The organism is Mesorhizobium intechi (assembly GCF_002879535.1).
Classification (GTDB): Bacteria; Pseudomonadota; Alphaproteobacteria; order Rhizobiales; family Rhizobiaceae; genus Mesorhizobium; species Mesorhizobium intechi.
Genome location: NZ_PNOT02000243.1, coordinates 1 through 14,323, shown reverse-complemented (window position 1 = coordinate 14,323; position 14,323 = coordinate 1). Strand labels below are relative to the sequence as shown.

The 14,323-nt window shown below is 65.5% G+C and carries 3 protein-coding genes; 1 reads left to right on the top strand and 2 read right to left on the bottom strand.

What is annotated here, in order from left to right:
- Nucleotides 1-11: 11 nt before the first annotated feature.
- Nucleotides 12-1,253: a M24 family metallopeptidase gene (locus C1D09_RS21345; protein ID WP_143976179.1), complete on the bottom strand. Its 1,242-nt coding sequence runs from the start codon at nt 1,251-1,253 to the stop codon at nt 12-14.
- A gap of 170 nt (nt 1,254-1,423) precedes the next feature.
- Nucleotides 1,424-1,987, bottom strand: a complete 564-nt coding sequence (locus tag C1D09_RS21340; protein ID WP_246135826.1) for an invasion associated locus B family protein — start codon at nt 1,985-1,987, stop codon at nt 1,424-1,426.
- Nucleotides 1,988-2,318: 331 nt separating this feature from the next.
- Here C1D09_RS21340 and C1D09_RS33220 point away from each other — a divergent pair, with 331 nt between their 5' ends.
- Nucleotides 2,319-14,204, top strand: a complete 11,886-nt coding sequence (locus tag C1D09_RS33220; protein WP_167514702.1) for a hypothetical protein — start codon at nt 2,319-2,321, stop codon at nt 14,202-14,204.
- The last annotated feature ends 119 nt before the right edge of the window (nt 14,205-14,323 follow it).

Below are 14,323 nucleotides of genomic sequence, written 5' to 3'. Positions count from 1 at the left end.
GCGCGGCCGCGCTACCCAACCATCTCCAGTCGCCTCGGCAGCCGGTTCATCGGCCTCGGCCCATCCGCCGTGATCAGGAACTGGTCCTCGAGATTGAAGCTGGCGAGGCCGTCAATGTAGAGCGGGATTTCGAAGGCCAGCACCATGCCGGCCTCGATGACGACATCGCTGTCGGCCGCGATGAACGGCCATTGCTCGGAAAACACCGACTGGCCGACGCTGTGGCCAAAATGGCCACGGCGGTAAGAGCGCAGGCCTTGCCGCGCGAGGCTCTCGCTGGTGACGCGATGCACATGGGCGAGCGTGTTTCCGGGGAGCAGCGCCGCCAGCCCGTCCTCGAAGGCGCGCTCGGCGATGGCATGCAGCTCGGCCTGGTCGGCGGAAGGCGGCCCGAAGGTGAAATTGCGCGACATGTCGGAGGCGTAGCCACCGACCGTGCAGACCATGTCGCACTTCAGGGGATCGCCGGCCACGGCCCTGGCGTCGGCGCCCTTGGGGTGGGCGCCCAGCGTTACATATTCCGCTGTTACGACCGGATGCGACAGGCCGGCTGCCGCTTCGGCGACGCCCTTGCGGTAGAGCGCGACGAGATCGGCCTGGCGCATGCCGGCCATCGCGTCCACCTGCAAGCGCTCCAGCCCGGCTTCCGAGAGAAAGATGCCTTGCTGAAGGAGATCGATCTCGCGCTGGGACTTGACGGCCCGCAGCCTGTCCAGCACCGGCGAGCCATCGACCATCGGGCAATGCGGCAGCAGCGCCTGGATGGCGGCGAAATCGGCGGCCGGGACAAAGTCGAGGTCGATGCCGAGCGTTGCGCGCTCCAGTCCGAATTCCCTGAGCGAGGCCTGCAGCTGGCGCACCGCGCCGGCGAGATCGAAGGTGGCGGGACGGGAGAAATCCGGCGCGCGGCCAAGCGAGGCAAGGCCGGCCTCGACGCGTTCGGCCAGGGGCAGCCCATGCACTGTCTCGACCGGCGCGGATTCGATCCAGATCGGGTGCGACCGCACGATTGCTTCCGGAGCGGCGAGCCGCAGCTGCGCGGCGTTGAAGTCGGCGACGACAACACCGATCGGCAGGCCTTGTTCGGCCGGGATGATCACGAACCCGCCACCGGCCCGGCGGAACAGCCCCGCCGGGCCGATCCACGCACCGGTCGCATAGTGGAAGGCCTCGGGGGCGCAGAGCACCAGCGCGCCGATGCCGGCGCCTTCCATTAACTGCGCGGCGCGCTGGCGATCGACAAAGCCTGTCATGGGTTTCTCCGGATGTCCGAAGCGACAACGGAGCATTGCGGACAGCGACGATCAAGTGGGTTGCTCGCCATGCCGGTGCGCCGCATGCCTTCACGGTCGGCGGAGATGTCCATCGCTTCGCCCTGGGATGACGAGTTTGGGATGGCTTCGGCCAATCCACGGATGCGCCGCTACTTGATCGATTCCAGCTTGGCGATGGCCGTGGTGAAGCCGGCGAGCGATACCGGGATGGTGACCGGCTTGCGGGTGACCGATTCCATGCCGATGTTCAGATTGGTTCCCGCCTTCATCGCCTTGACCAGTTCCGGCGACAGCGGCGTGGCGGCATAGGCGCCGTTCTGGTCGCTGGTCTGGATGGCGATGACGACCTTTTGCCCCTTGTCGACCTGATAGCCGACGCCGGACGGCAGGAACAGGCCGTGCGGCAAAGCGAGCAACATGGCGAAGCCGCCATTGCCGTTGTCGCGACGCACGGTGACGGTCAGCACGCGCTGCCCGGTCTTGGCCTCGGTGAGGTTCTGCGACACCTGGCACTGAAGCTCGCCGGTCGCAGAGCCGCTGGAGCAGTTCACCGCCCATGCATTGGCGTCGGCCGGTCTGGGTCCGAGTTCCTTGGGTTGAGCCTGTCTGGTCTGGGGCTCCCCGGCGGCGTCTTCGGCAAGCGCCGGGCCAACAGAAGCCGACAACAGCGACAGGGCAGCCAATGCCGCGACGCCATATAGATTAGCTTTCACTAAAATACTTGCCATGTTCTTGACGCCCTATAATTTTCCTTGCCACGGCAGGTATTCTCTCGGAAAAAGCTTGATACAACAATGGCGACTGCTCCGAAAGCCGAGTCCCGGGTCAAGCAAGCCACCAAATCTACTGTGGCAATATGGTCACAGGACAGAACTTTGAGGTCCGACAACAACACTCACAACCTTCCGGACTCGCTATACAATAGAATTCGCGTAACAATTGACACGCGGGACGTGTAGTCCCTGGAGGAACTCGCCGGGGATGGAAACTACCGAGAGCTCTCGGCCGGTTGGTGGGATGGTGGCGCGCGGGGAGGCTGTCCGCGTGCGCGCTGACTATCGCCGTTCGCGCATTGTAAGCCATCTTTTGAAGACGACGGCGCTGACGACGCTGGCGCTTGGCCTTTCCGGCGTCGTTGCCCATGGCGACCCCGACAGGCTTTGGCAGCCGCAGATCCGCGCCATCGTCGGTGCCGACAACAATGGCGGCAACGCCGCGCTCGAAGGCTTCATCCCGATCAAGCAGACGGCCGAGTCGGTGCTGTTCCTCGATGTCCGGGCCAAGCATGATTTCAAGGATGCTTCCGGCCAGGACATCGGCCTCGGCATTCGCCGCATCGTCAATCCCGACCTGATGCTCGGCGGCTACGCCTATATAAACCTCGAGAACTACAACAGCACGCAGTTCACCGCGGCCACACTGGGCGTCGAGGCGATCATGCCCAACTTCGACGCGCATGTGAACGTCTTCGTGCCGATCAAGGGCGACTCGACCGATCATTCGACGGGCTCGACCCTGTCGATGGTCAGCAACCAGCTGATCGAACAGATATCGGTGCTCGACCACCGCGACTACGCGGCCTGGGGCATCGAAGGCGAGATCGGCGCCCAGGTTCCGGTCAACCTGCCCGACAAACACTCGCTGCGGCTCGACATTGGCGGCTACCATTTCGAGGATCCGCACGGCGACGACGGCAGCGTCACCGGCGCCAAGGCCGGGTTCGAATACACGATCGGCGATGCCTTCGGCAGCGGCACCGAACTGGTCTTCGCCGGCGAGGTCCGCAACGACAATCGCGACGACACACAGTTCGCCGGCAGCGTGCGGCTGAACATCCCGTTCAATCCCAGCCGCCGCTCGGACAAGACCGCGGCCATCGGCACGGACCCGGTCTATCCGGTCAGCGAAGGCCTGCGCAAGCGCGTCAACGAACGCGTGCGCGGCGATATCGGCGTCAGGATCCAGTCGCAGGAGATCAATGGCGGCTCGACGACGCGCGTCGCCATCAACGCCGCCACCAATGCGGCGTTCGGCAAGTTCTATTTCGCCGATGGCGGGCTGGCGGGCGCCGGCACGCAGGCTGACCCGACGACGCTGGACGACGCGGTCACCAAGGCCGGCAGCGGCGGTTTTGTCGTTGCGCTGGGCGGCAATGGCAATCTGACCACCGCCGGCGTGACACTTGCCAACGGCCAGACCGTGATCGGCGGCGGCGAAAGCGTCACCGCGAGACTGTCCGGCGGCGGCACCGCCACCTTCAACCTCGGTGGCAGCGACGGCACGATCCAGGGCACCAATGTCGCCAACAACGTCATCACGCTCGGCACCGGCAACACGCTGAACGGCATCACCATCACCGGCGGCGCCAACGGCATCTTCGGCAACAACGCCGCGGGCACGACGCTGACCAACGTGACCGTGACGGGCGCCGGCGGCAACGGCGCCGCGTTCACCGGCAATTCGACCACCGTCAGCGCATCCAATTTCACGTCGACCGGCAACGGGCTCGACGGCCTGCATATCGAAGACAGCGGCACCTACAATTTCACCGGCACGACGCTGCTGCAGGGCAACCACGACGACGGCCTCGATATATCAGGCAAGGGCACCTACACCTTCGCCACCGTCAATGCGCTTGACAACACCGATCGCGGCATGACCGTGCAGGGCACGTCGATCGCCGGCAGCTTCACCACAACCGGCGGAACCGTGTCGGGCAATGGCGGCATGGCCGTCTTCATCGACCCGATCACCGCGCATGTGGTGCTGGACTCGATCAGTCAGACCGGCGGCACGTCGGGTGTCGTGCTCGATCATGTCTCGGGCAGCTTCACCGTCAACGGCGCGACGACGATCTCGAACACGACCGGACCCGCGATCGCCATTTCGGATTCGCCGGCGGCGATCCGTTTTGGCGATGTCGCCATCTCGGCACCGGGCGGCGACGGCATTTCGTTTGCCGGCGTCAATGCGGCGGTGGTCGCCGGCAACGTCGTCATCTCCGGCCTCGGCATCGGCACCGGCCTCGACTTCTCCGGCAGCCACACGAACTTCACCGCGCAGTCACTCAACATCACCGGCACCGGCGCCGCCGGCTCGATCGGCATCGATCTGTCCTCGCCGACCTCGGGCGGGGCAACGATCGGCATCACCGATGGCGGCGCCATCGCCGGGGTCGACACCGGCGTGCGCTTCGGCGTTGCCGGCTCGCTGGCCAATTCGGCCAATGCCGAGTTCAACTTCGGCGGCGGTTCCATTGCCGGCATCACCGCGTCGCTCGACACGCGCGGCCTCAACCAGACGCTTGGCCATTATGCGTTCGGCTCGACCACCTTCAGCGGCCCGCAACTGTTCGACCAGCAGAACGTGATCTTCGTCGGCGGCGTCGGATCGTCCGGTGACGGTTCTTCGACATCGAGCCTGCTCGCGATCAACCAGGCCGACCTCAACACCCAGAACAATGCGATCTTCGTGCTGGTCAACAAGGGGTCTCCGATCGATGCCGCCGGCGGCTTCTCGCTCAGCGACGGGCAGACGCTGGCCTCGTTCGGCAATGGCCGCTCCTTCTCGCTCGGCGGCATTCCGGTCAACGTCACCGGCGACAACGTCCAGCACGACCAGGTCGTTTCGGATCCCGGCGGCGCGGCGACGCTGACCAATTCCGGCGCCGGCGATGTCGTCACGGCGGCCAACGGCAATTCGCTGCTCGACTTCAATATTTCGGGCGGCGGCGCCGTGGGCATCAGTGCAACCGGGATCAACGGCCTGACGATCCAGGGCGTGACGGTCGGAAATGTCGCGACAGGTCTCGTCCTCGACGGCGTGACCGGCACGGTCACGGTCAACGATCTCAATGTCCAGAGCGCGAGCCAGACCGGCATCGCGCTTGTTCATTCAAGCGCCGCCGTCGATTTCACCGGCAACACGACGATCGCCAACGCCACCAATGTCGCGCTGTTCGCCAACAATTTCGATGGCACCGCCACCTTCGACGACCTCGACATAACCGGCGGCGGCATAGGCGTCGGTATCGTGGGGGGCTCGAGCGGAACCCTGACCTTCGGAAACGGGAGTTCCATTGCCGGGACGAGCAGCAACGCCTTCTCGATCACCAACTCCACGCCCAACGTCACCTACGACGGCACCATCAGCCAGACCGCCGCTGCAAGCGCGGTGAAGATCTCCAACATGACCGGCGGCATCGCCACCTTCGGCGGCAAGATCACCGCCAGCACGGGTGCGGCCAACGCCATCGACCTGACCGGCAATGCCGGCGGCGCGTTTCGTTTCACCGGCGGCCTCGATCTGACAGCCGATGGCGGCTTCGCCTTCAGTGCCGTCAATGGCGGCACTCTGTCGGTGTACGGGCCGAACAATACCGTGGCGACCGGTCTCGGGCCCGATGAGAAGGGCATCCAGATCGCCGGCATGACGATCGGCCTGTCCGGTGTGAACTTCTCCAGCGTCACCGTGGATGGCTCGGGCGGCGGCGTTTCGACCGGCATCGTCATCACCAACACCAGCGGCGGCAACGTCAATTTTGCTGACGTCGACCTGTATCGCATCAGCGGCGTCGCCATCAGCCTCGACAACATCGCCAGCGGCATCTACAGCTTCAATGGCACGACCAAGGTCGACACCGTGGTGGGCGGAGGCTCCGGCTTCCTGGTTCAGAACAGCGCCGCCACCGTCAGCGTCAGCAATCTCGTCACCACGAATATCGCCGGCACCGATGTCCGCCTGGCCAACAATACCGGTACGATCGGCATTGGCGGCACCATCACCAACAGCGGCGCCGGTGACGGCGTGGTCGTCTCCGGCGGCAGCGCGGCGATCACGGTTTCGGCCGGCATATCCAGTTCGGCGGGCACGCCGGGCGCGGCGGTCAAGGTCGACGGCACCACAGGCGGCTCGGCGGCCTTCAGCGGCGCGGTCACGTCGACCGGCACCGGCAATCTTTTCTCGATCGGCTCGACACTGGTACCGGTCGGCGGTGCGATCAGCTTCACCGGCCCGACACTGTCCGCGACGGGCGGCGGTGGCGCCGTCGTCACCGGCCTTGCCGGCACCGCGACGCTGAACGTCACAGCTCCGCTGTCGATCACCAATTCCGTGGCCACCGGCCTGTCCGTCTCCGGTGTCGCCAGCACGGCGTCGGCGACCTTCGGGGCGGTGACCGTGTCGGGCGCGGGCGGCAATGGCATCGACATCGTCAACGATGCCGGCGCCGTCACCTTCGGCACCACCAGCGTAACGATGGGTTCGACCCTCGGCCTGGCGGGCATCAACTTCGCCGGCACCAATGCCAATGTCAGTTTCGGCACCACCAATGTGACGCTGGGCGCCGGCGCCAACCAGACCGGCATCGACTTCAGTGGCTCATCGACCACGGCCGATTTCGGTGTGACGACGATTACCGGCACCGGCGACCTCACCTCGCGCGGCATCGACCTGTCGTCGACGACGGGCAACAAGACCATCACCTTCCAGCGCGGCTCCAGCATTTCCAATGTCGGCACCGGCGTCGACCTGGCGCGCGACTTCAGCACCGCGACCTCGGCCAATGCCAACTTCACCTTCGGCGACGGCACTTCGGCCGATGGGCTGCAGTCCTCCATCATCGCCGCCAGCGGCGGCTACACCGTGAACACGATCGGCCTCGATCCGACGCTCGGCAATTACGATTTCGACGACGTCGCCTTCACCGGCAACGCCAACCTGGCCAGTGCGGTTGGCGGGACCATCATGGTCTCGCAGTCCGGTGGCGTCATCGCCGCCGGCACGGACGGGCTCAGCAAGTCCGTGACCACGATCTCGGTCGCCGCCGCCGATGCCATGCTCGGCACCCAGACCTTCGCCTTTGTCGGCACCGTCGATCTCAGCGGCACGCCGTTCACGCTCGATTCGGGCCAGTCGATCATCGGCTTCGGCAACAACAACGCCATCACCACCTCCGGCACGGTCCAGCCGATCAATGTCCAGGGTAATCTCGGCGCCAGCGGCGGCACCGTCACCGGCAATGAAGGCGTGGTCACCGGCACGGGCGATTTCCTGCATCTGCTCGGCAGCAACCAGGTCCGCGACACCGCTTTCAACTTCAACGGCGCCAGCGGCTCGGCCTTCACCATCGACCAGAGCGCGGGCGGCTTCAACAATGTCGGCGGCATCACCATCCAGGGTGTGACGGTCAGCAATGTCGCCACCGGCAGCACGGCCTTCAAGGTTGCCGGCCTCGACTCGAACCTGTCCATTCTCGACAACAACGTCAATGTCGCCGGCACGCTGCTCGACGCCAATGGTGGCGCCGGCAACATCACGGTCACGCGCGGCAACCTGCCCAACGGCGGCGCCGCCGGCACGCTGACCGGCGGCGGCGTCAACCTGCAGAACCTGACCGGCTCGGTGACCATTGGCGACGGCACGCTGACCAATACCGGTGCGAACACAGCCTTCAATGTCGGGGGCGGCAGCGCGATCATTTCCTATGCCGGTACCATCAACAGCAACGGCACCGGTGCCGCGGCCTCGATCCAAGGCCTCACCGGCGGCTCGGTGACGCTGTCGGGCGATCTGAAAGACGGGCTTGCGGGCGCCGGCGGCAACATCATCGTTGCCGGGATCGACAATGGCACGCCGGCGACGGTCACCTTCTCGGGCGCCAGCAAGCAGATCGATTCGGGCACAACGGACGGCGTCAATCTCGGCTTCCCCGGCGGCTTCCCGGGTGGCACGTCGGCCCCCAATCCGGACGCCACGATCAACTTCACCAACGGTGGCCTTGACATTACGACCACGACCGGGATGGGTTTCGTTGCGATCGACAGCGGCACCGTCACGGTGACCGGCGGAGTCAACGCGAACAAGATCGCCGGCGGCGACGGGCTTGTGCTGGCGGCGACCAAGGTTGGCGGTGGCGGCGTTACCTTCGACAGCATCACGTCGAACGCCAGCGCTTTGGGCGGCGGTGTGGTGCTGAATGGCGTCGACCTCGCCGGCAATGTCAACATTGGCGGCCTGACCAATACGGGCGCGATCGGCGTCACGTTGTTTGGCATAACCGGCACCGGTGTGGTCAACTTCACCGGAACGACCAATATCGACGTTGCCGGGAATGGTATCCAGTTCGGCGGCCAGATCGGTACGGTGAACATCGCCAATGTCGCCGGATCCAGCCTGACCGTGGACGGCGGCACGACCGGCATTGCCTTCGACGGCGTCTTTGGTGGCTCTGCCAACATCGGTGGCAATAGCGGCACCGCCAGCATCGGCGCGACGACCAGCACCACCACAGTGGCCATCGATGTCGGCGGCAATACCGGCGGCACGCTGAACTACAACGGCTCGGTCAAGGTCGGTACGGGTGGCGTGGTGAGCGCCGGTGGCGCCGACCTGGCGACGCTCAACCTCAGCGGCTCGATCGCCTCGACCACCTCGTCGACGGCTTTCGCCTTCTTTGGCGCCAACGGCGTGTACAATATTTCCAGCACCATCGCTCATACCGGTGGCACCGGCGTCGCATTCAACGGGACGTCACAGGGAACCGCCACCTTCTCCGGTACATCGAAGACCTTCAGCACCGGTGCCAACGACGCCATCGTCAGGTCCGCCGGCACGGGCACGCTCGCCTTCACCAATGGCGGCCTCGGCATCACCACCGGCTTCGGCTACGGCATCAACGCCAGCACCACCGGTGCCGGCAGGTTCAGCGTGGCCGGCCTCAACAACACCATCACCACGACGACCGGAAGCGCGCTCAGGCTCGACGGTGCGACGGTCGGCGCGGATGGCGTCAACTTCAGCTCGATCTCCGTCAACGGCGCCGGGACCGGCATCCTGCTCAACAATGTCAGCGGCGGCGCCATCAATCTCGGCACGCTCAACCTGCTTGGCATCACTTCGCGCGGCGTCGACATTACCGGCACGCTCGCCGCGACGGTCGGCTTCACCAGCCTCAATATCGGGCTGGGCGCGGCGAACGCCGTCGGTCTCGACCTTAACGGTGCCATCGTCAACGCCGGCATAACGGCTGGCGATTTCGACGTTGCCGGCGGCGGCTTTGCCGGTACGCTTGGCATCGACATGGCCGGCACCACCGGCACCGGCACGATCCAGCTCGGCAACACCGACAACAGCGACAATCCGGGAGACCAGGCCTCGACCATCAGCAACGTCGCGCGCGGCGTGCTGTTCTCCAGCGCCACCAACGCCAAGCTGGTGTTCGGCGACGGTGCCGGCCCGGCGGCATCGTCGATCGCGACCTTCGGCGGCGGCCGGGTCATCGACGCCGTCGACACCTTGCCGACATCGGGCGACTACAACTTCAACGACGTCAATTTCCTGGGCGATACGTCGAACCTGTCGGCGATCCGTGTCTTCTACATCGACGCCGCCGGCAATTCGTCGGGCCTCGGCAATGGCAGCTTCCTCAATCCAGGCAGCGTCGCCCAGGCGGAATTGTCCTCGGCCAACGTCTTCGTTCTGGTCGACAAGACCAGCGGCGGTGTCGAGACCATCGACATCGGCAACAATTCGTTCGATCTCAAGGACGGGCAGGCGCTGATCTCGTTCAAGAATGGCGACGCGGCGATCGATGTTTCCCAGCTCGGCGTCGATACCGCCGGCGGTGCCTCGCCGGCGTTCCACTTCACCACCATCCCGTCTTCGACGCTTGTTGCGAACCCGGGCGGCCTCGACGCTTCGACGCCTATCCTGGCCGGCAACGGCACCGCCACGATCACCTTGCCGACGAGCGGCACCGGCGTCATCACCGCCGGCGTGCAGAACGTTACCGTCAGCAACTATGGCAGCGGCGCCGGCATCGTCGCCAATGCCGGGACCGCATCCAATTTCGTGATCAGGAACAACGACATCGCCGCCGGGGGCCGGGCGCTCGACTTCTCCACGTCAGGCGCGTCGGCCAACACGCTTCTGCTTTCGATCGACGGCAACACGCTGACATCGACCGGATCCGCCTTGGCGGCATCCTTCTCCGGCCAGAACATCAGTACGACGGACAACTCGATCGCGATCAGGTCGTTTGCCGACAATAAAGTGACCGGCGGGACCGGCAGCGGCATCGCCTTCAACAATGTCCGTTTCGATTCCAACGGTGCCGGCGGCACCGTCAGCGCCGGCACGCTCGGCATCGGCACTGCCGGCGCGCGGGTCCAGGGCAATGGCCTGAGCTTCACCAACACCAGCGGCACCCTCGACTTGGGCACGCTCAGCCTGGCCAACAACGGCGGCACGGGCGTCCTGGTCAACACCAAGGGCGCCGGCACGATCTTCGCGCTGAACAGCAGCGGCGGCGTGGTCACCACCACCAACGGCCCGGCCTTCTATCTCGATCCGCTGACCGTCAACATGACGTTCTCCAGCGTCAGCGCCGTCGTCAACAGCGTCGCCAGCGGCATCACCTTCGATGGCGTTGCCGGCACCTTCACCGTGACCGGCGCGACAAGCGTTTCCAACACGTCGGGCTTCGGCATCGATGCCACCAACGCCAACACCGGCACGTTCAATTTCAACACGCTGACGGTGAACAATACCTCGACAACCGGTGGCGGCATCCATGTCCAGACTGGCACGCTCAACGTCACCGGACTCGCCAATATCGACACGGCGAGCGGCATTGGTCTCTTGCAGGCCGGCGGCGCCACCAGCTTCACCGGAGGCCTGACCATCGACACCACCTCCGGCACCGGCATCGTCGGCACCGGCGGCACGATGGGCATCACCGCTTCCGCGGCCGCCGAGACGATCAACGCGACCGGCGGCCAGGCGATCAATCTCTCCGGCGTCGCCGCCACCATCGCGCTGGACTCGACCTCGTCCGGCGGCGGTTCCGACAACGTCGTCCTGAGCGGCGTATCTGGGACCGTCGGCCTCGGTACCGGCGCGCTGGGCGGCGCTTCGGGCGATTCGTTCGTGGTCTTCGGCGGCACGGCCGTCGTCACCTATGGCGGCAACATCACGCAGGCGAACAACGCCGCTTTGGTCAACGTTTCGGGCGGCAACGCGGGTACGCTGACCTTCAGCACCGGCACGCTGTCGGCGACCAATGGCACCGGCCTGCAGTTCGACAATGCCGACGGCACCTACAATTTCAACGGCATCACGACGCTGAATGGCGGCGACGCCGGCGTCGACATCATCAACGGGTCGGGCGGCACGTTCAGCTTCGCCGCCGGCACGTCGATCACCAGCCCGAGCGGCACCGCGTTCAATGTCGTTGGCGGCACCGCCAGCGTCACCTACAGCGGCAATATCACCCAGGCCAACAACGCGGCCACGGTCGCCGTCACCGCGCATTCCGGCGGCACCATCACCTTCCAGACCGGCACGCTGTCGGCGACCAACGGCACCGGCCTGCAGTTCAGCAATGCCGACGGCATCTATAATTTCAACGGCACCACGACGCTGAACGGCGGCGATGCCGGCGTCGACATCACCAACGGCTCGGGCGGCACCTTCACCTTCGGCAGCGGCACGACGATCGCCAACCCCAGCGGCGTCGGCTTCCTCGTCTCCGGCGGGACGTCGACCGTCACCTACAACGGCACGGTCAGCAAATCCTCGACCGGCAAGATCGTCGACATTTCCGGCGTCACCGGCGGCGCGATCGCGCTGGCCGGCAATCTTACCGCCAGCGGCGCCGTAGACAACGGCATCTACGTCCACGGCAACACTGGCGGCACCTTCACCTTCAGCGGCGGCACCAAGTCGCTGACCACCGGCGCCTTTACGGCGGTCGATCTGGCAACCAACGGCGGCGCCACCATCAACTTCACCGGCGGCGGGCTGGCCAGCAACACCACGTCGGGCACCGGCTTCAGCGCCACCGGCGGCGGCACGGTCTCGGTGACGGGTGCTGGCAATTCCATCACCACGACGAGCGGCACCGCCGTCAATCTCGACACGGTCGTGGTTGCCCCGGCCGGCGTGAATTTCGCCACCACCACCAAGGGCGCCGGCGGCGGCAGCGCCGTCATCATGGATACGGTGACCGGTACCGGCACGGTCGCCCTCGGCAGCGGTTCGCTGGTCGGCGGCAATGCGGCCGTGATCCGCATCGGCGACGGCGCCGGCGGCGCCAACACCGGCGGCACGGCGGGGCTTACCTATTCGGGCACCATCACCAGCGGCACCGGCCAGGCGATCGACATCGAGGACCGCGCGGCGGGCGCGCAGAACATCACGCTTTCGGGCACCATCACCCACAATGTCGCCGGCGTGAACGGCATCCGGCTGGACGACAACGCGGCCGGCACCATCACCTTCTCCGGCGCCTCGAAGGCGATCACGTCGGGAACGGCAATCGGTGTCAACCTGACCGACAATGCCGGCGCGACGATCAACTTCACCGGCGGCGGACTGGTCATCACCACCACCTCCGGCAACGGCTTTAATGCGACCGGCGCCGGTCCGGCAGCCACCACCGGCGGAACGATCAACGTTACGGGCACCGGCAACACGATCAATTCGTCAACCGGCACGGCGCTCAATGTCGTCAACACGACGATCGGCGCGAGTAATCTGGTATTCCAGAGCATTACGTCAACGGGGTCGAGCGGCAATGCCGGCATCGTCGTCGACAACACCGGCTCGAGCGGCGGCCTGAGCGTAACCGGCACCGGGGGTGCGGGGACTGGCGGCACGATCTCCAACAAGACCGGCGCCGACATCCTCAACGGCACTACCCCTGGCGGGAACACGACGTCGGGCACCGGCGGCACTGGCATCTTCCTGCGCAACACGGCGAACGTCTCGCTGGCCAGCATGCAGCTCAACGACTTCTCGAACTTCGCAGTCTACGGCAAGACGGTCACCGGCTTCACGATGACCGGCACGACCATCAATGGCGTCAACGGCAACAACAATGCCGGCAATGTGGAAGAGAGCGCCATCCGCTTCGACAATCTGCTCGGCACCGCTTCGATCACCGGTTCCAGCATCAGCGGCGGCGCTTACAGCAACATCGCCGTCTGGAACACCAGCGGCACGCTGAACCGGCTGACGATGAGCGGCAATACGTTTGGCCTGATCAATGCGTCGATCGGCAACGACAATATCGACTTCACCGTCTACAACAGCGCGACCGCGAATGTGACGCTCGACAGCAACACCTTCTCCGGCACCCGCTCCGACTTCTTCGAGGCGATCGCCAACAACAATGCGACCATGGACGTGGTCGCCACTAACAACACATTCCACAACGGCCAGGCTATCGTTCCCGGCGGCGGCACCGCGATCTCGGTCCGTAGCGGCTCCGGCGGCAACACGTCGGCGGCAACCACCACCTTCAACATCGCCAACAACATCGATACCGACGGCGGCGCCAATGCCTTCGATACCGTCGGCATCTTCGTCGCCAAGGGTCAGGATCTCGGCACGATGGTCGGCAAGATCACCGGCAACCAGTTGGTCGGCCAGACCGGCAAGAACTCGGATGGCATCTTCGTTCGCGCGGCCGGCGCTTCCGGCACGCTGACCACGCTGATCCAGAACAACACCATCACCGGCTGGGGCAATGTGGGTATCCATCTGCAGAACAATGACGGTGGCGTGACGATGAATGCGTCCGTCTTCGGCAACAGCGTGACTGCTCCGGGCGTGGCCTCTCCGTTCTCCGGGTTCTTCGCCGACAATGGCGCGACGGCCGGCGATACCAGCATCATGAACCTCGTGCTCGGCGGCACCTCGGCCGCGCAGAAGAATACCTTCACCGCGCCCGGCGGCGCCGCCGGCATCAGCCTGAGCAATTTCAACGCCTCGACGATCTTCAACCTGTCGCGCAACGGTTCGGCCGGTGGCACCGCGGCGCTGGTCGTTACCGACGACAACAATCCCTTCACGCCGTCGAACGTGAACACCTCGGGCGGCAACGGAACAATCACGCTGGTCAACACATTGCCTGCGACGCCGCCTTGATCGACTGGATCGGCCGCCAGGCCGATGCAGCCAGGATACCGGCAAGACAAGCGCCCTCACGACCCCATGGCACCAGCCACCGAGGCAGTCCGACGCGTCGGCGAGAGCCCAGATAGGGG